Below are 21353 nucleotides of genomic sequence, written 5' to 3' on the forward strand. Positions count from 1 at the left end.
GACTAGGCTCCGTGCGTCGCGCTCGCGCACGAATCTCAACGGGGGTGGGCGGTGCCACCACAGCGCCATACCGGGCCGGCCCCGGAATCGGAACATCCGGACTACGCGGGCCGCTATCTGCTCGAAGCGGCCCTGGGATCCGGCGGTATGGGAGTGGTCCATCTGGCCACCTCCGCCTCGGGGTTGCGGCTGGCCGTCAAGGTCATTCATGGCCATCACGCCTCGGATCCCGAGTTCAGGGCGCGCTTCCGGCAGGAGGTCGCGGCGGCCCGCCGGGTGAGCGGGGCGTTCACCGCGCCGGTCGTGGACGCCGATCCCGAGGCCGTACGGCCCTGGATGGCCACGCTGTTCATCGACGGTCCGACCCTGTCGGAGCGGGTGAAGCGGAACGGGCCGCTGGACTACGAGGAGTTGGTCAGATTCGGCGCGGGCCTGGCGGAGGGGCTGCGCGACATCCACCGGGCCGGCGTGGTGCACCGCGATCTGAAGCCGAGCAATGTCCTGCTGGCGGCAGACGGTCCCAAGGTCATCGACTTCGGTATCTCACGTCCCGTGGACAGCGATCTGCGGACGGAGACGGGCAAGCTGATCGGCACACCGCCGTTCATGGCGCCCGAGCAGTTCCAGCGCCCGCGCGAAGTCGGGCCCGCCGCCGATGTGTTCGCGCTGGGGGCGGTGCTGGTCCACGCGGCCACCGGGCGGGGGCCCTTCGACTCGGACAGCCCGTACATCGTCGCGTACCAGGTGGTGCACGACGAGCCGGATCTGACGGGTGTTCCGGATGGGCTCATACCGCTGGTCACCCGGTGTCTGGCGAAGGAGCCGGCAGACCGGCCGACGCCGGACGAGCTGATGACGGCGCTGCGCCTCAACGGTCCGGGCGGTACGGGCGGTCCGGGCGGGAGCGGCGTTACGGATGGTACGGACGGTACGCACGGGGGCCGCGGGCCCGCGCACGGCACCGGTACCGACACCGCCAGCACCCATGGCTCCGGCGCGCGCCCGGCGCACGGGGTGAGTCCCCTCGTACCGGCGCGGCGGGCCGCCGATACCGCCGAGTCCGCGCGCCCCTCGCTCGCCACCACCCACTCCCCGGCCGCCCCGCCGCCCCAGACCGTCCAGTCCACGCCGACCCGCGCCCGCCGCCGGGTCCGCCGGGCGGTCGCGACCGGGATCGCGGCGGCGGCGCTGGCCACGGGCGGTGTGGTCGCCGTACACGCCTCGGGCGACGACACACCGTCGGCGGTGGCGGACGCTCCCGCCTCCCGGGTGGAGCCGAAGAGCCGGCCGGTCCAGCCCTGGCACCGGAAGCTGCGCGCCGGGGACGGCGCGGACAAGGTGCCGTTCTGTACGGCCGGAGGCACGGACGCGGGTACGGGTACGGGTACGGGTACGGGCTCAGGTACGGATACGGACGCGGACGCGGGCGTCTACTGCACCGGCTCCGGCATCACGGCGGCGCGTCTCGACCCCGCCGACGGAAAGGTCCGCTGGACCGTCAAGCACACCGCCGCGGACGCGAGCGCGGGCGCGGAGTCCGACGACGGCGCCCCGCCGGTCCTCTCCGGCGGGCTGCTGCTGGTCACCACCCCCGGCCGGGCCCGGCTGGCGGCGCTCGACCCCGCCTCGGGCACCGAGCGCTGGTCGGTCCCCCTCTCCTCGTACGCGATGCTGCGCCACACCGCCGACAGGGTGCTGCTCGTGACGTACGACGGCGAGGTGCGGGCGCTGGACAGCGCGACCGGCACCGAGCGCTGGACGGTCCGGCACGGCGGGACCGGCACGGTCTGGAGTACGGCAAGCGGTGCGGAGGGCGGTGCGGGCAGCGGCCTGCTGTACGCGGCGACTCCGTCGCCCGACGGCGCGACCACCGAGGTCGGCGCCCTCGATCCGGCCTCCGGCGCGCTGCGCTGGACGAAGCGGCTGACCGGCACGCTGACCCCGGCGGGCGCCTCGGCCGACGCGCTCTTCCTGCTGGCCAGTGGCACCGACGACGTGACCCGCGCGGTGGTACGGATCGACGCGGCGACCCGTACCGTACGGCGGGTCCCGCTGGCCGCGCCGGTCGAGCAGGCGCAGGCCACGGTGTTCGGCGACACGGTCTATGTCATGGGGTACACGGGTTCGCTGCTCGCCGTGGACACCACCGGCGCCACCGCCGACACCGGCAACGGCGCGGGCGTCCGCTGGCGGCTGGAGACCTCGGTCACCCGGGCCTCCCGGCCCACCGCGACGAAGGACCGCGTCTATGTGAGCGCGGGGGACGGGCGGCTGCTCGCCGTGGACACCGCGCGCGGGAAGCTGCTGGGGCAGACGAAGCCCCGGATGGGCTCGGCGGGCGGCACGGTCGCGGCGGCCCTGGCCGCGCCCGTCGCCCTCGGCCGGCGGGTCTTCGCCACGGCGCCCGACGGATCCGTCTTCACCGTCGCCGGGCGCGATCCCGCGCGCTGGTAGCGCGGAACACGGAACGGGTGGAACGGGCGAGGCCGCGCGCCCCGGATCGGGGACACGCGGCCTCGTCGTACGACGTACGGATACGGGTGAGAAGCGACGTCAGCCGAGCCGCGACACGTCCCGCACCGCGCCCTTGTCGGCGCTCGTCGCCATCGCCGCGTACGCGCGCAGCGCCGCCGAGACCTTGCGCTCGCGCTGCGCCGGGGCGTACACGCCGTTCAACGCGGCGCGCCGGGTGGCGAGTTCCTCGTCGTCAACAAGGAGTTCGATCGTCCGGTTCGGGATGTCGATCCGGATCCGGTCGCCGTCGTTGACCAGCGCGATCGTGCCGCCCGAGGCGGCCTCCGGGGAGGCGTGGCCGATGGAGAGGCCCGACGTACCGCCGGAGAAGCGGCCGTCCGTGACCAGCGCGCAGGACTTGCCGAGGCCGCGGCCCTTCAGATACGAGGTCGGGTAGAGCATCTCCTGCATCCCGGGGCCGCCGCGCGGTCCTTCGTACCGGATGACGATCACATCGCCCTCGGTGATCTCCTTGCGGAGGATCTTCTCGACGGCCGCGTCCTGCGACTCGCAGACGACGGCGGGGCCCTCGAACGTCCAGATGGACTCGTCGACACCGGCGGTCTTCACGACACAGCCGTCCTCGGCGAGGTTGCCCTTGAGGACCGCCAGGCCGCCGTCCTTCGAGTACGCGTGGCCGACATCGCGGATGCAGCCGCCGGCCGCGTCGGTGTCGAGCGTGTCCCACCGCTCGGACTGCGAGAACGCCTCGGCGGAGCGCACACAGCCGGGGGCCGCGTGCCACAGCTCGACGGCCTCGGCGGACGGCGAGCCGCCGCGCACGTCCCAGGTCTCCAGCCAGTCCTTGATGCTCGGCGAGTGGACGGTGTGCACGTCCTCGTTGAGCAGCCCGCCGCGGTACAGCTCACCGAGGATGGCGGGGATGCCGCCGGCCCGGTGGACGTCCTCCATGTAGTACGTGCCGCCGGGGGCGACGTTCGGCGCGACCTTGGCCAGGCAGGGGACACGGCGCGAGACGGCGTCGATGTCGTCCAGGTCGTAGTCCAGCTCGGCCTCCTGGGCGGCGGCGAGCAGGTGGAGGATGGTGTTCGTGGAGCCGCCCATCGCGATGTCGAGCGCCATGGCGTTCTCGAAGGCGGCGCGGGTGGCGATGTTGCGCGGCAGGACCGACGCGTCATCCTGCTCGTAGTGGCGCTTGGTGATCTCGACGACCGTGCGGCCGGCGTTCTCGTACAGCGCCCTGCGGGCGGTGTGGGTGGCGAGCACCGAGCCGTTGCCGGGGAGGGAGAGGCCCATGGCCTCGGTCAGGCAGTTCATGGAGTTGGCCGTGAACATCCCGGAACAGGAGCCGCAGGTGGGGCAGGCGTTCTCCTCGATACGGAGGATGTCCTCGTCCGAGATGGACTCGTCGACGGCGTCCGAGATCGCGTTGACCAGGTCGAGTTTTCGGACCGTACCGTCCACCAGGGTGGCTTTGCCGGCCTCCATCGGGCCGCCGGAGACGAAGACCGTGGGGATGTTGAGGCGCAGCGCGGCCATCAGCATGCCCGGGGTGATCTTGTCGCAGTTGGAGATGCAGATCAGCGCGTCCGCGCAGTGCGCCTCGACCATGTACTCGACGGAGTCCGCGATCAGGTCGCGGGACGGCAGGGAGTAGAGCATGCCGCCGTGGCCCATCGCGATGCCGTCGTCCACGGCGATCGTGTTGAACTCGCGCGGCACGGCGCCCGCGGCCTTGATCGCTTCGGAGACGATCCGGCCGACCGGGGCGAGGTGGGTGTGGCCGGGCACGAACTCGGTGAAGGAGTTGGCCACGGCGATGATCGGCTTGCCGATGTCCGCGCTCGCTACGCCCGAGGCTCGCATAAGGGCACGTGCGCCCGCCATATTGCGGCCATGGGTGACAGTGCGGGACCTCAGCTCGGGCATCGCCGTTCGCTCCTTCGACAGATCCTTCGGCAGAAAAGACTCTTTCCGAGCGTACGCCCCGGATCCAAGATCTGGACATGGCGTCCGGAATGCGGGATACGCGTATCAGCGCTCGGTCAGATAGCGCTGGATCGTCGGCGCCACCAGCGCGATGATCTCCTCGGGGTCCGCCGACGCGAGCGGCTCCGCCTTGATCACGTACCGCAGGAACGCCGTCCCGATCATGTGGGAGGCGGCCATCTCCGCCCGGAACTCCGGGTTCGGTACGTCCAGCTCCCCCGCGATCCGGCCGAGGAGCCGGCGCAGCAGGAACGACCGCAGGACCGTGGCCGCCGCCTCGTGCGTCAGCGCGGAACGGATCACCGCCAGCAGCGGGGCGCGGGTGGCCGGGTTCTCCCAGATGGCGATGAAGTGGCGCGCGAGCTGCTCCCCGATGTGGTCGCGGTCGGCGGTGAACAGCGGGGTGACCAGCAGGGCGGGCTCGAAGGAGACCTCGATGGCCGCCGCGAACATCTCGTCCTTGGTACCGAAGTAGTGGTGCACCAGCGCCGCGTCGACGCCCGCGGCCTTGGCGATGCCCCGGACCGACGTCTTGTCGTACCCCCGCTCGGCGAACTGCGCGCGCGCCGCGTCGAGGATCTGCTGCCGGGCGCCAGGGCCGTTGCCCGCGTCCTTGCGGGCGGGACGGCCACGGCGGCGGGGGGTGTCGCCCGGGGTGCCGGCCGGGGTCATGAGGGTTCGGACGTGTGCGAGGTACGCGGCGACGTACGCGACGATGACGCCCGTACGGGAGCGGAAGCGGGACCGGGAGCCGGACCGGAAGCCGGAGCGGCTGCGCCCAGATGCTGCCGGGCGAACGCCAGCGCCTCCGCGAGATCCGCTTCGCGCTCCGCCGCCGACATCGCGCGCCGCGTGTTGACCTCGATCACCACATGGCCGTCGAAGCCGCTGCCCGCCAGCCCCGCCAGCAGCTCGGCGCACGGCTGGCTGCCCCGTCCCGGCACCAGGTGCTCGTCCTTCCCGGAGCCGGTGCCGTCCGCGAGATGGACGTGGCCGAGCCGGTCGCCCATCCGGTCGATCATGGACAGGGCGTCCGTACGGGCGGTCGCGGTGTGCGAGAGGTCGACGGTGAAGTGCCGGTAGTCGTCCTTGGTGACGTCCCAGTCGGGGGCGTAGGCGAGCATCTCGCGGTCCCGGTAGCGCCACGGGTACATGTTCTCGACGGCGAACCGCACGTCCGTCTCGTCCGCCATCCGCCAGATACCGGTGACGAAGTCACGCGCGTACTGCCGCTGCCAGCGGAACGGCGGATGTACGACCACGGTGTCCGCCCCGAGCCGCTCCGCCGCCTGCCGCGCGCGCTGGAGCTTCACCCAGGGATCGGTGGACCAGACCCGCTGGGTGATCAGCAGACAGGGCGCGTGGACGGCCAGGACGGGGACCCCGTGGTAGTCGGAGAGCCTGCGCAGCGCCTCGATGTCCTGGCTGACCGGATCGGTCCAGACCATGACCTCCACGCCGTCGTACCCGAGGCGCGCGGCGATCTCGAAGGCCGTCGCCGTGGACTCCGGGTAGACCGAGGCCGTCGACAGCGCGACCTTCACCGCGTTCTCCGCCGGGTTGCGCACCACTGGATCTGCCACGGAAGACAGCGTACGGGCACCGCGTACGGGCACCTTCCGCACCGTGAGCTACACCGTGAGCTGGTCGAGGCGGCGCAGGATCACGCCCTCGCGCAGCGCCCAGGGGCAGATCTCCAGCGTCTCGACCCCGAACAGATCCATCGCCGCCTCCGCGACCAGCGCCCCCGCCAGCAGCTGCGAGGAGCGGCCCTCGGAGACACCGGGGAGCGCGGCGCGCTGGAGGGCGTTCATCGTGGCGAGCCGGGGGACCCACTCCTCCAGCGACGCGCGGCTCAGCTCGCGCTGGACGTAGAGCCCCTCGGCGGAGCGGGCGGCCCCGGCGATCCGGGCGAGCTGCTTGAAGGTCTTGGAGGTCGCCACCACATGGTCCGGGGTGCCGAGGCGGGCGAATTCGCCGACGGTACGGGCGATCTCCGCCCGTACGTGCCGGCGCAGCGCCTTCACGTCGATGGGGTCGGGCGGGTCACCGGGCAGCCTGCCCGCCGTGAGCCGGCCGGCGCCCAGGGGCAGGGAGACGGCGGCGTCGGGCTCCTCGTCCATGCCGTACGCGATCTCCAGCGAGCCCCCGCCGATGTCCAGGACCAGCAGCTTCCCGGAGGACCAGCCGAACCAGCGCCGGGCGGCGAGGAAGGTGAGCCGGGCCTCCTGCTCGCCGGTGAGCACTTCGAGATCCACACCGGTCTCGCTCTTGACGCGGCCGAGGACCTGGTCGGCGTTGGTGGCCTCGCGCACGGCGGAGGTCGCGAACGGCAGGACCGCCTCGCAGCCCTTGTCCTCGGCGGCCTGGAGCGCGTCGGCGATGGTCGCCACCAGCCGGTCGACGCCCTCGGGACCGATCGCGCCGTCCGCGTCGAGGAGTTCGGCGAGCCGCAGCTCCGCCTTGTGCGAGTGCGCGGGCAGCGGGCGGGCACCGCGATGCGCGTCGACTGCCAGCAGGTGCACCGTGTTCGAACCGACGTCGAGGACTCCGAGTCTCATGGGCGGAACGCTACTGCGGCCGCGCGCATACGCTGGACCCGTGCCAAAGACGAAAAAGGCGAAGCCGGGCAAAGCTCAGGGCCCGAAGAAGCAGGACGAGAGGCGTCGGGAGGTCCGGGTCGCGGCTCCGGACGTCCCCGACGAAAAGGGTCTGGACTTCGCCCGCGCCTGGGTGGAGTTCCCCGACCCGGCGGACGACGAACAGGTCTTCCGCTGTGATCTGACATGGCTCACCTCGCGCTGGACCTGCGTCTTCGGCAGCGGCTGCCAGGGCATCCAGGCGGGCAGGGCCGACGACGGGTGCTGCACACTGGGCGCGCATTTCTCGGACGAGGAGGACGAGCAGCGGGTCGCGGAGCATGTGGCGCGTCTCACTCCCGATCTCTGGGAGTTCCACGCCGAGGGAACGAAGACGGGCTGGACGCAGACCGACGACGACGGCGAGCGCCAGACCCGGCGCTGGAAGGGCTCGTGCATCTTCCAGAACCGGCCGGGCTTCGCGGCGGGCGCGGGGTGCTCGCTGCACATCCTGGCGCTGCGCGAGGGGCGCGAGCCGCTGGAGACGAAGCCGGACGTCTGCTGGCAGCTGCCGGTGCGCCGGACGTACGACTGGATCGACCGCCCCGACGAGACCCGGGTCCTCCAGGTGTCGATCGGCGAGTACGACCGGCGCGGCTGGGGCTCGGGCGGTCACGATCTGCACTGGTGGTGCACCTCGGCGACGTCGGCGCACGGCGCGGGTGAGCCGGTGTTCCGGACGTACCGCCCGGAGCTGACCGAGCTGATGGGCAAGGAGGGCTACGACCGCCTGGTGGAGCTGTGCGAGCGGCGGATCGCGAGCGGGCCCGCGATGGTGGCGCCGCATCCGGCGGACCCGGCGCTGCCGCTGCTTCCCGTACCGCCGGTGCCGCCGGCCGCTCCGGCCGCCGCTGGGGGCTGAGGGCGAGCGCGCCGTCAGCCCGTACGGCATCGGTCCGTACGGCATCGGTCCGTACGCCGTCAGTCCGACGGTGGCGGGTCGGCCGGGCCCGGCGCGCTGGAGTCGGGCGGCGAGGGCGCGGAGCCGGACGGGTCCGGATCCGGGTGCGACGGGGACGGATCGCCCGGATCCGGCCCCTGCCCAGGACCGGTGGGATCCGCGGGGTTCGGCGGGGACGGGTCGGTGGGGCGTGGGGTGCCGGGGCCGGATGGGGCGGGCGGCGAGGCCGGTCCGCCGGTGCCGCCTCCCGTACCGCCGCCGGGGCCGCCCGGTCCGGTGGTGTGACCGGGGCTGCCCGGTCCTGGCCGGCCGCCCGTCGCCGGGGGCCGGACCCCGTAACCGTGGAGCTTGACGACCACACCGGCCGGGTAGAGGGCGATCCGCGCGCTCCAGGGCCCGGACGGTGCGCGCCGGTGGTCGACGGTGACGCGGACGGTGGCGGACTCGCCGGGCGCGAGGGTGCCGTAGTGGCGGCTCAGCCGCAGCCAGGGGGCTTCCGTACCGGCGGTCCAGGAGACCGGTTCGCCGCCGGACGCGCGCAGGATGATCAGCGTCGAGTCGACCGCGTCCCCGGCGGGCCGCGCCTCGACGGCGATCCGGCCGGGGTTCGGCCGGTCCGGTCCCACGGGCGGCACCCCGACGCCGTCGCTGATGATCTCGACGGAGATACCGGGCGCGCGGCTGCCCTCGATGAAGCGGGCCCCTGTCCCGTCGCGGGTGCTGCCGGTGTTCTCGTAGTGCTCGTACGGCTCTCCCCCTGGCCCTTCCGGACCGTACGGACCGTCCGAGCCCGCCGGCCCGCCGGTCTCGCCCGCGGCGATCGAGGAGCCGCCGCGGCTCTCGCCGGTCTGCGGTGCGCCCCGGTACGCGGCCCAGAGCGCGAGCACGGGGGCGGCGACGACCGTCGCGACGACGGTGGTGGTCACGGCGCGCGCCCGGAGCCGGTCGCGGCGGGCGGCGCGGTCCTTGGGGTCCATGGGAAAACCGTTACGGCCGAAGCGCGGCGCCGACGGGCGAGCGCGGCGGGCCCGGGTCATGGCGGCGTACGCGGCGCTCCTGGGCGCGGTGACGAGGGGCAGCGTCGCGGCGGGTGAGACGGACGAGGTGGGCGGGGCGGACGGGACGGCAGGTGCGGCCGTGGCGGTGGAGGCGCTACTGACGCCTCCCGCGGCGGGCGCCGAGGCCACCGGGACCGCCCTCGGTGCCGGGACCACCGGGCGTGAGCCGGGCCACGGGTCCGCCGCCCCGGCGCGCTCGGCGGCGCGGCGGCAGCGCGGGCAGTCGTCCACGTGCCGGACGAGTTCGCGCCGGAGCGCGGCCGAGAGCAGCACCTGGTCGTCGCCGGTGAGCCGGGCGACCGACGCGCAGCCGCCGGTGTCGACGACGGCGAGGGCGGCGCGGGTGCGCTCCACCTCGCAGGCGGCGGAGGAGAGCAGCGCGCGGGCAGCCGGGGGCTCCATGGACAGGACGGCGGCGACTTCGCCGGGGCCGAGCCGGTGCCGTACGGCCAGCTCCAGGGCCTCGCGCTGTTCGGGCGTCGTCCCGGCGGCCTCGGGCCAGGCCAGCAGCGCGAGTTCACGGCGGCGCCGCTCGGCGGCCTCGGGCTCGTGACCGGGGCCGGGCTCGGCAGCGGCGCCCGGTCCGGCCGTCTTCGCCACACCGTCGCGCCGCCCTTCACGCCGCCCTTCACGCCGTCCTTCGCGCCCCCGCTCCGGCTCGCGGCTGCCCGAATACGCCCCCGGCCGGCCGCGCCGCCGCTCGGTCATCTCGCGCAGACAGGCCCAGCGCGCGATCGCGTACAGCCAGGCCCTGCGCTCCCCCTCGCCGGCGGGGCAACGCCCGTACTGCCGCTCGGAGATGGCCAGGACATCGCCCAGTACGCCGGTCGCCGCGTCGTGGTCGCAGAGGACCGAGAGACAGTAGGTGAACAGCCCGTCCAGATACGGCTCGTAGCGGGCGGGCGGGACCGGCGCCACCGACTGGGGCGCACTACGGGGCGCGCGAGGTGCGCCGGTGGTATCCGGGGAGGTGTGGGGACCGCTGCTCATCACCCGGTGACGGTAGACAGGACAGCCCGCACCCTTCGCAGACCTTGAGTCAATTTCATTCTTACGGGTGAATCTATCGCTCGAAAGGGGAACACTGGCCCTCCTCCGGCCCGGACGCCGCACCGACTGGTAAGGCGCTGTCAGTGGGCCCCTATACGGTGACGTCATGGCTGTCCGTACGAAATCCGCGAAGGACCGGCCGTCCTACCGCTGCACCGAGTGCGGCTGGACGACCGCCAAGTGGCTCGGCCGCTGCCCCGAATGCCAGGCATGGGGCACGGTGGAGGAGTACGGCGCGCCCGCGGTGCGGACGACGGCGGCCGGCCGGGTCTCCACCCCCGCGCTGCCGATCGGCAAGGTCGACGTCCGTACGGCCACCGCGCGCTCCACGGGCGTGGCCGAGCTGGACCGAGTGCTGGGCGGCGGGCTGGTGCCCGGCGCGGTCGTGCTGCTCGCGGGCGAGCCGGGCGTCGGCAAGTCCACGCTGCTGCTGGACGTCGCCGCGAAGGCGGCGAGCGCGGAACACCCCACGCTCTATGTGACCGGCGAGGAGTCCGCCAGCCAGGTGCGGCTGCGCGCCGACCGGATCAAGGCGCTGCACGACCATCTCTATCTCGCGGCCGAGACGGATCTCTCCGCCGTCCTCGGCCATCTCGACGCGGTCAAGCCGTCGCTGCTGATCCTCGACTCCGTACAGACGGTGGCCTCCCCCGAGATCGACGGCGCGCCCGGCGGGATGGCGCAGGTCCGCGAGGTGGCGGGCGCGCTGATCCGGGCGTCGAAGGAGCGCGGGATGGCGACGCTGCTGGTCGGGCATGTCACCAAGGACGGCGCGATCGCGGGCCCCCGGCTGCTGGAACATCTGGTGGACGTCGTGCTCTCCTTCGAGGGCGACCGGCACGCCAGGCTGCGGCTGGTCCGCGGTGTCAAGAACCGGTACGGGGCGACGGACGAGGTCGGCTGCTTCGAGCTGCACGACGAGGGGATCACCGGACTCACCGATCCCTCGGGGCTGTTCCTGACCCGCCGCGACGAGCCCGTGCCGGGGACATGTCTGACCGTCACCCTTGAGGGCAAGCGCCCGCTCGTCGTGGAGGTGCAGGCGCTGACGGTCGACACCCAGATCCCCTCACCCCGGCGCACCACCTCCGGGCTGGAGACCTCGCGGGTCTCGATGATGCTGGCCGTGCTGGAGCAGCGGGGCCGGATCAGCGCGCTCGGCAAGCGGGACATCTACAGCGCGACGGTCGGCGGGGTGAAGCTCACCGAGCCGGCCGCCGATCTCGCCGTGGCGCTCGCGCTGGCCTCGGCGGCGAGCGACACCCCGCTGCCGAAGAACCTGGTCGCGATCGGTGAGGTGGGGCTCGCGGGCGAGGTCAGACGGGTCACCGGCGTGCAGCGCAGACTCGCCGAGGCACACCGTCTGGGCTTCACCCACGCCCTTGTTCCGAGCGACCCGGGCAAGATCCCCGCCGGTATGAAGGTCACAGAAGTCGCCGACATGGGCGACGCTCTGAGAGCGTTGCCGCGCCGGGGTAGGGCGGACGCCCCACGGGACGACAACGCTCGCCGGTAGACTTTGCCCTGGTCTCGCCCATCCGTACGAGCCGGAGGAGTGCAGTGGCAGCCAACGACCGGGCATCAGCGCCCGGAAAATCCGGCACGGGCTCCGGCAACGAAGCGCTGATGCGCGCCACCCTGAGCGCTGTCGCGCCCGGCATGGCCCTGCGCGACGGGCTGGAGCGGATCCTGCGCGGCAACACCGGCGGTCTGATCGTCCTGGGCATGGACAAGACCGTCGAATCGATGTGCACGGGCGGCTTCGTGCTGGACGTGGAGTTCACCGCGACGCGCCTGCGCGAGCTGGCGAAGCTCGACGGTGCGCTCATTCTGGACAAGGACATCACCAAGATCCTGCGGGCCGGTGTGCAGCTGGTCCCGGAGTCCTCGATCCCCACGGAGGAGACGGGCACCCGGCACCGCACGGCGGACCGGGTGTCGAAGCAGTGCGGCTTCCCGGTCGTCTCGGTGTCGCAGTCGATGCGGCTGATCGCGCTGTACGTGAACGGTGAGCGCCGGGTGCTGGAGGAGTCGGCGGCGATCCTGTCGCGGGCGAACCAGGCGCTGGCGACGCTGGAGCGCTACAAGCTCCGGCTCGACGAGGTCGCGGGCACGCTCTCCGCCCTGGAGATCGAGGACCTGGTGACGGTCCGTGATGTGACGGCGGTGGCGCAGCGGCTGGAGCTGGTGCGCCGGATCGCCACGGAGATCGCGGAGTACGTGGTCGAGCTGGGCACCGACGGCCGGCTTCTCTCGCTCCAGCTGGAGGAGTTGATCGCGGGCGTCGAGCCGGAGCGGGATCTGGTCGCGCGCGACTATGTCCCGGAGCCGACGGCGAAGCGGTCCCGTACGGTCGAGGAGGCGCTCGACGAGCTGCACGCGCTGACCCATCCCGAGCTGCTGGAACTGCCCAATGTGGCGCGGGCGCTGGGCTACAGCGGTTCGCCCGAGACGCTCGACTCGGCGGTCTCGCCGCGCGGTTACCGGCTGCTGGCGAAGGTGCCCCGGCTTCCGGGCGCCATCATCGAGCGGCTGGTCGAGCACTTCGGCGGGCTCCAGAAGCTGCTGGCGGCGAGTGTGGACGATCTCCAGACGGTGGACGGTGTCGGCGAGGCGCGGGCCCGGAGCGTGCGCGAGGGGCTGTCGCGGCTGGCGGAGTCGTCGATCCTGGAGCGGTACGTGTAGCGGGCGCGCACGTCAGGTCTTGTCCGTACGAATGCCCCGGTGGGACCGGAAGATCCCACCGGGGCATTCGGCTGTGCGGTCCTTCAGTTGCTGAGCCTTCAGCGCTTCAGCCCTTCGCCGCTTCAGTCCTTCTCCAGGCGGATGGACGCCCGGCCCTGCTTGACCGAGGCGCCCGCCGCCTCGACCTCCACCAGATAGGTGCCGGTGCCGACCGCGCCGGGGGCCTTGGTGGCCTCGCAGTCGGTGGTGCTCTTCCGGCGGTCCCAGGTGACGGTCCGGGTGATGGTGCCCTTGGCGGGGACCTCGAAGAGGGCGGCGCCGGTCTTCGGGCAGTCCTTGGAGGTCCAGACCTCGTCGTCGTCCGCGTTGGTGATCGTCAGTACGAGGGCCTTCGGCCCGAAGTCCGCCTTGCAGGCGGTGTCGGAGGTGTTCATGGCGGTCAGCCGGAACGCGGGCTTCTCACCCGGCGCGTAGGCGACCTTGGTGGCGGCGAGGCGCAGGGTGAGGGAGTTGGGGGCGCAGTCGGGGAGACCGGAGCCCGTCGCCACCTGACGGCCCGACCCGGTCGAGCCGGTGCCCCCGGCTCCGGAGCCGGCCGAGCCGCCGCCCGTACCGCCCGAGGAGCCCGCCGCCGTACCGTCTCCGCCGTCCGTGGCGCCGGCGCCGCCGGGTTCCGACGAGGCGCCGCTGTCGCCGGAGCCGCCGCCGGAGCCGTTCTTGCCGCCGTCCTCGCCCTCGTCCGTACCGGCACTGGCGCCGCCGTCACCGGAGCCGCTGGTGGCGCCGTCCTCGCCGGAGCCGTCCGCGTCGTCACGGCCGCCGGGCTGCCGGCTGATGGCGGGACCCGAGCCGGAGGGCCCCGGGCCGATGGTCTTCGTGGGGTGCGCGCCGTCGGTGGTGTCGCCGGTCTTCTTGCTCCCGCCGCCGCCGATGCTGACGACCCAGACGACGAGGAGAGCGAGCAGCGCGATCAGCGTCGCCGCTACAGCCCTCCGTCGCCAGTAGATGGTGGAGGGAAGCGGCCCGACCGGATTGCGCAAAGATCCCACGGCTCAAACTGTACGAGAGATCGGCGCCAACTCCCGCCCCCCATGCCGCCCGTCTCGGCAAGTTTTACGGATCATCATTCCGGCGAAGCGGACCGATGCCCCGCCGACGGCCCGTCAAAACCTTATGAGGGACCGCGCATGCGGGGAACGCTGGGCGAACTCTGTACGTTCTCCCCATGGACAGCAGCGCAACTGCCGATCTCTATCGGGACATAACCGACTTTGCCCGTTCGACCCCCTCCTGGTTCCAACACCTCGCCGAGCTGTGGACGGAGGCCGGACTCCTTCTGTTCGGCGTCATCTTCATCGTGCTCTGGTGGTCCGCCCGGCCGACCGGCTCACGCGCCGTGGCCGTGGCGGTGCTCGCCCCGCTCGCGACGGCCATCGCGTATGTGTGCAGCGAGACGCTCAAGACCGTCTTCACGGAGGACCGGCCCTGCCGGGCGGTCGCGGGGGCCGGGGCATCGCTCGTGGCCTGCCCCCCGGTCGGTGACTGGTCCTTCCCGAGCAACCACTCGACGATCGCCGGCGGCGCCGCGATCGCGATCGCGATCGTGAGGCCCCTGCTCGCCTATCTCACGGTGCCGATGGCGCTCCTGATGGCGTTCTCCCGGGTCTTCGTCGGCGTGCACTACCCGCACGACGTCGCCGTGGGTCTGGTGCTGGGCGGTGTGGTGGCCGCGCTGATCGTTCTGCTCGCCGCCGGTCCCGTACAGAAACTCGTGGAGACCATGCGGACGAGCCAGTCGGGGGCGGTCCTCTGGATGGTCGGTACGGGTGCGCGCGCCGGGGCCGAGCGGGGCCGGCACAGCGCCGGCCGCCGCTGACCGCGCCACCGGACCGGACACCACACGAACGAGCACGTACGACAACGCCAACGCACGACTACAAGTACGAGGAACCGAACGGGAGAATGGACGGCAGCGGAGCCGGGCGCGTGACAACCTCCGGCGTACGCCCGCCCGCTGCACCGTCCACGCTCCCGGCCGTGCCAGGATCGGTGGTGCCATGACTGCTACCCCCGCGCACACCCCAGACGCCGTGCACACCCCAGCCGCCGCGCACCTGCCGGACACCGCACCCGCCCTGGACATCCCGTCCGCCACAGACAGCATGTCCACCACGGATATCACCTCCACCTCACTCTCCCCCTCCCCCGCCACCGAAGCGGCGGCCCTGCACACCCCCGTCCTCGCCTGGTTCGAGACGCACGCGCGCGACCTGCCCTGGCGCCGTCCCGAGGCCGGCGCCTGGGGCGTGATGGTCAGCGAGTTCATGCTCCAGCAGACCCCCGTCAGCCGGGTGCTCCCCGTGTACGAGCAGTGGCTCGCCCGCTGGCCGCGCCCCGCCGACCTCGCGGCCGAGGCCCCCGGCGAGGCCGTCCGCGCCTGGGGCCGGCTCGGCTACCCGCGCCGCGCGCTGCGGCTGCACGGGGCCGCGCAGGCGATAACGGAACGGCACGGCGGTGACGTACCCCGCCGGCACGCGCAGCTGCTCGCCCTGCCCGGCATCGGCGAGTACACCGCCGCCGCCGTGGCCTCCTTCGCGTACGGACAGCGGCACGCCGTGCTCGACACGAACGTGCGCCGGGTCCTCGCCCGCGCCGTGACCGGCGTCCAGTACCCGCCCAACGCGACCACGGCCGCCGAACGCAAGCTCGCCCGCGCGCTGCTGCCCGCCGACGAGGACACGGCCGCGCGCTGGGCCGCGTCCTCCATGGAGCTGGGCGCGCTGGTCTGCACCGCGAAGAACGAGAGCTGCGCGCGCTGCCCGATCGCCGCCCGCTGCGCCTGGCTGCTGGCCGGCAAGCCGCCGCACGACGGCCCGGCCCGGCGCGGCCAGACGTACGCCGGTACGGACCGCCAGGTGCGCGGCAAGCTCCTCGCCGTACTGCGCGACACGCACGGTGCCGTCACGCAGCGGGCGCTGGACGCGGTGTGGGACGAGCCGGTGCAGCGGGCCAGGGCGCTGGACGGGCTGGTCGCGGACGGGCTGGTCGAGCCGCTGGACGGCGGCCTCTACCGGCTGCCGCGGAGCTGATCCCGAACGGCCCCGACCGGGGCGGCCCGGTCACCCACCGGAAACCTCTCACCACATGACCGTTACACAACCGATGGACAGCCGTGCGTCCTCCGACGGCTGTCCCGCACAGCCTCGTGACAGACGCTCCGTAATTTCAGTGACGTAAGGAAAAGCGCCGTCAGGGAACGGCGCGGTGGTCACGGGGTCGGAGGCGGTTGGCATGGCGCAGGGTGAGGTGCTCGGTTTCGAGGAGTACGTGCGTACCCGGCAGGAGGCGCTGCTGCGCAGCGCCCGCCGTCTCGTACCGGATCCGGTGGACGCGCAGGATCTGCTCCAGACCGCGCTGGCCCGTACGTACGGCCGCTGGAACAGCATCGCCGACAAGTCCCTGGCCGACGCCTATCTGCGCCGGGTCATGATCAACACCCGTACGGAGTGGTGGCGCGCCCGCAAGCTCGAAGAGGTCCCCACCGAGCAGCTGCCCGACGCTCGGGTCGAGGACGGCGCCGAACAGCGCGCCGACCGCGCGCTGCTGATGGATGTCCTCGGGGTGCTGGCTCCCAAGCAGCGCAGTGTGGTCGTCCTGCGGCACTGGGAGCAGATGAGCACCGAGGAGACGGCCGCGGCGCTCGGTATGTCGCCGGGTACGGTGAAGAGCACACTGCACCGCGCGCTGGCCCGGCTCCGCCAGGAGCTGGAGAGCCGGGCGCGGGAGAGCAGGGCGCAGGAGGGCCGGGCGCACGAGAGCCGGGCCCTCGACAACCGGGAGTCCGGGACGAGGTCCGGGGAAATGGGGCGGGAGAGGTGCGCGGCCTGACAGGCCCCGGCCGGCCGGGGGGCGGATCGCCGGCGACAGGAGGCACGCTGATGGCCGGGCTGATCGCCCTGGGCCTGTTCGCGGGGGCCTGTTCGACCGGCGGTACGGGGACGAGGGACGAGGGGGCGGCCATGACCGCGCCCACCCAGCACGGCGTGGCCTCGCCGAGGGCGCCCGGGGCGGCGTCGAAGACGAAGACCGTCGATCCGGTGGCGGTGCTGCGGAAGGATCCCACCGTCAGCAAGCGGATCAAGGCCGAGCTGAAGCCGTGCTCCGGGGCCGGCTACCCGGTGGACACCTCGTACGGGAACCTCACCGGCGGTACGGTGCCGGATGTGGTGATCAACGTGCTGACATGCGCCGACTCGGTGGGGGTCGGGACGTTCGTGTACCGCGAGAAGAACGACGCGTACGAGAAGGTCTTCGAGGCCGAGGAGCCCGCCGTCTACGCCACGATCGACCGCGGCGAACTGGTCGTCACCCAGCAGATATACGCGCGCGGGGACGCGGCCACGTTCCCCTCGGGCGAGGACGTGGTGACCTACGGCTGGGCGGATACCAAGTTCAGCGAGCGCTACCGGGTGCGCAACGACTACAGCAGAGCGGTGGGCAACGGCGACGGCAACGCCGACGAGTCCGCCGCGCCGAGCGATCACTGAGAGGCGCGGGATGGCCGAGACCCACGTCCTGTTCGTCGAGGACGACGATGTCATCCGCGAAGCCACCCAGCTGGCGCTGGAGCGCGACGGCTTCGCGGTCACCGCGATGCCCGACGGGCTGTCGGGGCTGGCGGCGTTCCGCGCGAACCGGCCGGACATCGCGCTGCTCGATGTGATGGTGCCGGGGCTGGACGGGGTCAGCCTGTGCCGGCGTATCCGCGACGAGTCGACCGTGCCGGTGATCATGCTGTCGGCGCGCGCCGACTCGATCGATGTGGTGCTCGGTCTGGAGGCCGGCGCCGACGACTATGTGACGAAGCCCTTCGACGGCGCGGTGCTGGTCGCGCGGATCCGGGCCGTACTGCGCCGCTTCGGACACGCGGGAGGGGCCGCCGGGGAGCCGGACGGCTCGGACGGGTACGCCGACGAGAACGGGGTGCTGACCTTCGGCGATCTGGTGATCGACACGGAGGGCATGGAGGTGCGCAGGGCGGGTGCGCCGGTGGCGCTGACCCCGACGGAGATGCGGCTGCTGCTGGAGTTCTCGGCGGCGCCCGGGACCGTACTGTCGCGGGACAGGCTGCTGGAGCGGGTCTGGGACTACGGCTGGGGCGGTGACACCCGGGTGGTGGACGTCCATGTGCAGCGGCTGCGTACGAAGATCGGCCAGGACCGGATCGACACCGTCCGGGGTTTCGGCTACAAGCTCAGGGCCTGACCCGCCGGCCCGACGGCCCAGGCCCTTACCCACGTACATCACGCCCGGACGGTCCGCGTCCGGGCGGTCCGGCATCCAGAAGGAACAGGGAGCACGATGAAGCGGCTCGTCCTGCGCACCGGGGTCAGGTGGAAGATCAGCATCGCGATCGCCGCCGTCGGTGCGCTGGTCGCGGTGGCGCTGAGCCTGGTGGTGCACAACTCCGCCCGGGTCTCCATGCTCGACAACGCGCGCGAGTTCCAGATGGAGCGGCTGCTGTTCGCCCAGCGGATGTACGAGACGACCAAGGACCCGAAGTTCGGCACGAAGATCAACGACCCCGCCCTCCCGCGCGATCTGCACCGGAAGATGAAGGAGGGGCGGCGCGCGACCTTCGTGCACGAGAACGCGAACGGGTCGCCGGACATCTGGGCGGCCGTGCCCATGTCCAACGGCTCGGTGCTCTCGCTGCACGGTACGGTCGCCGACCGCAGCGCCTCGATCATGTCGGCGCTGGACCGCTCCCTGATCATCGGTTCGGTCGCGGTGGTCTTCGGCGGCTGCGCCCTGGGCGTGCTGATCGGCGGGCAGCTCTCGCGCAGACTGCGCAAGGCCGCCGCGGCGGCGGGCCGGGTGGCGCAGGGGAACACGGACGTACGGGTCGGGGAGGCCATCGGCGGGCTCGTCCGCGACGAGACCGACGAGCTGGCGCGTGCCGTGGACGCCCTGACGGACGCGCTGAACGCGCGTATCGAGGCGGAGCGCCGGGTCACCGCCGATATCGCCCATGAGCTGCGTACCCCCGTCACGGGACTGCTCACGGCCGCCGAGCTGCTGCCGCCGGGCCGCCCCACGGAGCTGGTACGGGACCGGGCGCAGGCGATGCGGACGCTGGTCGAGGACGTCCTCGAAGTGGCCCGGCTGGACAGCGCGTCGGAGCGCGCGGAGTTGCAGGAGATCGCGCTCGGCGAGTTCGTCGGGCGCCGGGTGTCGCTGCTGAACCCGGACATCAGGATCCAGGTGGTGCACGAGTCCTGGGTGAACACCGATCCGCGCCGGCTGGAGCGCATCCTCGGCAATCTGCTGGCGAACGCGGCCAAGCACGGCGCGACCCCGGTCGAGGTCACGGTCGAGGGCCGGGTCGTGCGCGTACGCGACCACGGTCCCGGTTTCCCCGAGGCGCTGCTGCGCGAGGGCCCGAGCCGCTTCCGTACGGGCGCCACCGACCGGGCGGGCCACGGCCACGGGCTGGGTCTGACGATCGCGGCGGGCCAGGCCCGGGTCCTCGGCGCGCGGCTCACCTTCCGCAACGCGACGCCGGAGGGCGCGGTGGAGCGCGAGGGCGAGGGCGGCGCGATCGCGGTCCTGTGGCTGCCGGAACACGCGCCGACGGCGACGGGCAGCTTCCCGATGCTGCCGCACCTGATGGACTAGAACGCACCACGCGGACAACAGGACGACCGACAGCGGCTCCCCGGCGCGATGTGCGCGCCGGGGAGCCGCTGTGAGGGTGCCGACCGGGGATCCGGGGGTACGGGTCAGTGCCGTACGGGCGGCGAAGGGGTCAGGCGGTCACGCGGGCTGCGCGACCTTGCCGTCCGCCGCGGGCGGCACGGTCGGCGCGGACGTCTCGCCGCTCTCGCCGGGTTCCTGCGGTCCCGCGCCCCTGAGCGGGACCTCCTTGACGAAGAACGCCGCGACGAAACCGACCACCGCGACCGCCGCGCCCAGCGTGAAGGCCGCGTGCGTACCGGACGACACCGCGTGCTGGTACGCCTCGCGCGCCACGTCGGGCAGCTTCGCCAGGCTCGCCGCGTCCAGCTGCGCGGACTGCGAGGCCGCGCCGGCGGCGGCGCCACCGGCCTGGGACATCTCGTGCTGCACCCGGCTGGTGAAGAGCGCGCCCATGATCGCGGCGCCGAAGGAGCCGCCGAGCGTACGGAAGAGGGTGGTCGTCGACGAGCCGACGCCCATGTCCTTCATCTCGACGCTGTTCTGGGCGACGAGCATGGTGATCTGCATCAGGCAGCCCATGCCCGCGCCGAGCACCGCCATGTAGAGGCCGGAGGTCAGCCGCGAGGTGCCGGTGTCCATCTGCGCGAGCAGGAACAGCCCGGCGACCATCAGCCCGCTGCCCATGATCGGGAAGATCTTGTACCGGCCCGTGCTGGTGGTGACCCGGCCCGCGACGAGCGAGACGAGCATCATCGACAGCAGCATCGGCAGGAGCAGCAGCCCGGAGTTGGTGGCCGAGGCGCCCTGGACGGCCTGCTGGTAGAGCGGCAGGAAGAGGACCGCGCCGAACATGACGAAGCCGACCAGGAAGCCGATCACCGACATGAGCGAGAAGTTGCGGTCGCCGAAGATGTGCAGCGGCATGATCGGCTCGGCCGTCTGCCGCTGTACGGCGACAAAGCCGACCAGCGCGGCGATCCCGCCGAAGATCAGCAGGAGGATCACCGGCGAGGTCCAGTCGTACTCGGTGCCGCCCCAGGTGGTGACCAGCACGATCGCGGTGATACCGGCCGCCAGCAGCCCGGCGCCGAGATAGTCGACCTTGGCCTTCCCGGGGTCCTTGGCGGGCAGCTGGAGGACGATCGTGATCATCGCCAGCGCGACCGCGCCCAGCGGCAGGTTGATGTAGAAGCTCCAGCGCCAGCCGAGGTGGTCGGTGATGGTGCCGCCGACCAGCGGTCCGCCGATCATGGCGAGCGCCATGACGCCGGCCATCATGCCCTGGTACTTGCCGCGCTCGCGGGGCGGGATGAGGTCACCGATGATCGCCATGACACCGACCATCAGACCGCCGGCGCCAAGTCCCTGGATGGCCCGGAAGCCGATCAGCTGGCCCATGTCCTGGGCCATGCCGCTGAGCGCGGAGCCGATCAGGAAGACCACGATCGAGGTGAGGAAGACGCTCTTGCGCCCGTAGAGGTCGCCGAGCTTGCCCCAGATCGGGGTGGAGGCGGCGGTGGCCAGGGTGTACGCGGTGACCACCCAGGAAAGGTGTGCGAGCCCGCCCAGCTCGCCGACTATGGTCGGCATCGCCGTACCGATGATCATGTTGTCCAGCATGGCGAGCAGCATCGCGATCATCAGCGCGAGCAGCACCACGCGCACGCTGCGCGGCTGCGCCTGGGACGGGGACCGCGGATCGTCCTGCGTCTGTTTGTCCCTGCCGGCCGCTTCGACCGCGCCTGGATTGGCCGTACTCATCTGCCCCAACTCCCCTGTCCCACTGCCCCTGCACTTACTTGCCGCCCGGCAAGCTGACTACACTGGGGGAAGGTAGACCTTTACTTGCCGGGCGTC

General features: G+C 72.5%; 17 protein-coding genes. 10 read left to right on the top strand and 7 right to left on the bottom strand.

The genetic code is table 11. The features are described from left to right. Positions 1-51 precede the first annotated feature (51 nt). The gene (locus DVK44_RS13085) at positions 52-2454 is read left to right on the top strand and encodes a serine/threonine-protein kinase (protein ID WP_114659836.1); all 2403 of its coding nucleotides are present in this window, start codon (positions 52-54) and stop codon (positions 2452-2454) included. 99 nt (positions 2455-2553) lie between these two features. Here DVK44_RS13085 and ilvD read toward each other — a convergent pair whose 3' ends face one another. The 4 genes from ilvD to DVK44_RS13105 all read right to left on the bottom strand — a co-directional run bounded on the left by ilvD (position 2554) and on the right by DVK44_RS13105 (position 7025). Next, the gene (gene ilvD, locus DVK44_RS13090) at positions 2554-4404 is read right to left on the bottom strand and encodes a dihydroxy-acid dehydratase (RefSeq protein ID WP_114659837.1); all 1851 of its coding nucleotides are present in this window, start codon (positions 4402-4404) and stop codon (positions 2554-2556) included. A gap of 105 nt (positions 4405-4509) precedes the next feature. Further along, positions 4510-5136 carry a TetR/AcrR family transcriptional regulator gene (locus DVK44_RS13095; RefSeq protein ID WP_114659838.1) on the bottom strand — a complete coding sequence of 209 codons (627 nt, stop codon included), beginning with the start codon at positions 5134-5136 and terminating at the stop codon, positions 4510-4512. Next, positions 5133-6047 (bottom strand): sugar phosphate isomerase/epimerase family protein, encoded by a 915-nt coding sequence (locus DVK44_RS13100; RefSeq protein ID WP_114665095.1) that lies wholly within the window; start codon positions 6045-6047, stop codon positions 5133-5135. Before DVK44_RS13100 ends, DVK44_RS13095 begins: the two co-directional genes overlap by 4 nt. A gap of 48 nt (positions 6048-6095) precedes the next feature. Continuing rightward, positions 6096-7025, bottom strand: coding sequence for a Ppx/GppA phosphatase family protein (locus DVK44_RS13105; RefSeq protein WP_114659839.1), 930 nt, complete (start codon positions 7023-7025; stop codon positions 6096-6098). Positions 7026-7065: 40 nt separating this feature from the next. Between DVK44_RS13105 and DVK44_RS13110 the strand changes: the two genes are divergently transcribed. Beyond that, positions 7066-7965 (top strand): hypothetical protein, encoded by a 900-nt coding sequence (locus tag DVK44_RS13110; RefSeq protein ID WP_114659840.1) that lies wholly within the window; start codon positions 7066-7068, stop codon positions 7963-7965. 59 nt (positions 7966-8024) lie between these two features. Here DVK44_RS13110 and DVK44_RS13115 read toward each other — a convergent pair whose 3' ends face one another. Then, positions 8025-10052: an RNA polymerase sigma factor gene (locus DVK44_RS13115; protein ID WP_114659841.1), complete on the bottom strand. Its 2028-nt coding sequence runs from the start codon at positions 10050-10052 to the stop codon at positions 8025-8027. 166 nt (positions 10053-10218) lie between these two features. On the opposite strand from DVK44_RS13115, the gene radA reads away from it, so the two are divergent. Together radA and disA are read left to right on the top strand one after the other, a co-directional pair. Next, on the top strand, positions 10219-11628 hold the full coding sequence (gene radA / locus DVK44_RS13120; protein WP_114659842.1) for a DNA repair protein RadA: 1410 nt from the start codon (positions 10219-10221) through the stop codon (positions 11626-11628). Positions 11629-11672: 44 nt separating this feature from the next. Then, positions 11673-12797 carry a DNA integrity scanning diadenylate cyclase DisA gene (disA, locus tag DVK44_RS13125; protein ID WP_114659843.1) on the top strand — a complete coding sequence of 375 codons (1125 nt, stop codon included), beginning with the start codon at positions 11673-11675 and terminating at the stop codon, positions 12795-12797. A gap of 122 nt (positions 12798-12919) precedes the next feature. Here the strand turns inward: disA and DVK44_RS13130 are convergent, their stop codons facing one another. Next, positions 12920-13846: a hypothetical protein gene (locus DVK44_RS13130; RefSeq protein ID WP_181957452.1), complete on the bottom strand. Its 927-nt coding sequence runs from the start codon at positions 13844-13846 to the stop codon at positions 12920-12922. A 176-nt stretch (positions 13847-14022) separates the two neighbouring features. On the opposite strand from DVK44_RS13130, the gene DVK44_RS13135 reads away from it, so the two are divergent. From DVK44_RS13135 to cseC, 6 genes are all read left to right on the top strand, one after another. Then, entirely contained in the window at positions 14023-14673 is a 651-nt protein-coding gene (locus DVK44_RS13135; RefSeq protein WP_114659845.1) for a phosphatase PAP2 family protein, read from the top strand. Between the two features lie 286 nt (positions 14674-14959). After that, positions 14960-15886 carry an HhH-GPD family protein gene (locus tag DVK44_RS13140; RefSeq protein ID WP_228447611.1) on the top strand — a complete coding sequence of 309 codons (927 nt, stop codon included), beginning with the start codon at positions 14960-14962 and terminating at the stop codon, positions 15884-15886. Between the two features lie 202 nt (positions 15887-16088). Beyond that, positions 16089-16685, top strand: coding sequence for a SigE family RNA polymerase sigma factor (locus tag DVK44_RS13145; RefSeq protein ID WP_228447112.1), 597 nt, complete (start codon positions 16089-16091; stop codon positions 16683-16685). A 50-nt stretch (positions 16686-16735) separates the two neighbouring features. Then, positions 16736-17344, top strand: a complete 609-nt coding sequence (locus DVK44_RS13150; protein ID WP_228447113.1) for a hypothetical protein — start codon at positions 16736-16738, stop codon at positions 17342-17344. A 10-nt stretch (positions 17345-17354) separates the two neighbouring features. Beyond that, positions 17355-18062 (top strand): two-component system response regulator CseB, encoded by a 708-nt coding sequence (gene cseB / locus DVK44_RS13155; protein WP_114659848.1) that lies wholly within the window; start codon positions 17355-17357, stop codon positions 18060-18062. A gap of 96 nt (positions 18063-18158) precedes the next feature. Then, entirely contained in the window at positions 18159-19475 is a 1317-nt protein-coding gene (cseC, locus tag DVK44_RS13160; RefSeq protein ID WP_114659849.1) for a two-component system sensor histidine kinase CseC, read from the top strand. A 138-nt stretch (positions 19476-19613) separates the two neighbouring features. On the opposite strand, the gene DVK44_RS13165 is transcribed toward cseC, so the two are convergent. Continuing rightward, positions 19614-21257, bottom strand: coding sequence for an MDR family MFS transporter (locus DVK44_RS13165; protein ID WP_114659850.1), 1644 nt, complete (start codon positions 21255-21257; stop codon positions 19614-19616). Between the last annotated feature and the right edge of the window lie 96 nt (positions 21258-21353).

Origin of the sequence: Streptomyces paludis, assembly GCF_003344965.1 — a bacterium.
Taxonomy (GTDB): domain Bacteria; phylum Actinomycetota; class Actinomycetes; order Streptomycetales; family Streptomycetaceae; genus Streptomyces; species Streptomyces paludis.

Bases quoted from the DNA above. Each gene is read 5' to 3' on its own strand.
- DVK44_RS13105 (WP_114659839.1), bottom strand. From the start codon at position 7,025: ATGAGACTCGGAGTCCTCGACGTCGGTTCGAACACGGTGCACCTGCTG.
- DVK44_RS13145 (WP_228447112.1), top strand. From the start codon at position 16,089: ATGGCGCAGGGTGAGGTGCTCGGTTTCGAGGAGTACGTGCGTACCCGG.
- radA (WP_114659842.1), top strand. From the start codon at position 10,219: ATGGCTGTCCGTACGAAATCCGCGAAGGACCGGCCGTCCTACCGCTGC.
- DVK44_RS13115 (WP_114659841.1), bottom strand. From the start codon at position 10,052: ATGAGCAGCGGTCCCCACACCTCCCCGGATACCACCGGCGCACCTCGC.
- DVK44_RS13165 (WP_114659850.1), bottom strand. From the start codon at position 21,257: ATGAGTACGGCCAATCCAGGCGCGGTCGAAGCGGCCGGCAGGGACAAA.
- DVK44_RS13150 (WP_228447113.1), top strand. From the start codon at position 16,736: ATGGCCGGGCTGATCGCCCTGGGCCTGTTCGCGGGGGCCTGTTCGACC.
- DVK44_RS13095 (WP_114659838.1), bottom strand. From the start codon at position 5,136: ATGACCCCGGCCGGCACCCCGGGCGACACCCCCCGCCGCCGTGGCCGT.
- ilvD (WP_114659837.1), bottom strand. From the start codon at position 4,404: ATGCCCGAGCTGAGGTCCCGCACTGTCACCCATGGCCGCAATATGGCG.
- cseC (WP_114659849.1), top strand. From the start codon at position 18,159: ATGAAGCGGCTCGTCCTGCGCACCGGGGTCAGGTGGAAGATCAGCATC.
- DVK44_RS13135 (WP_114659845.1), top strand. From the start codon at position 14,023: ATGGACAGCAGCGCAACTGCCGATCTCTATCGGGACATAACCGACTTT.
- DVK44_RS13140 (WP_228447611.1), top strand. From the start codon at position 14,960: ATGTCCACCACGGATATCACCTCCACCTCACTCTCCCCCTCCCCCGCC.
- cseB (WP_114659848.1), top strand. From the start codon at position 17,355: ATGGCCGAGACCCACGTCCTGTTCGTCGAGGACGACGATGTCATCCGC.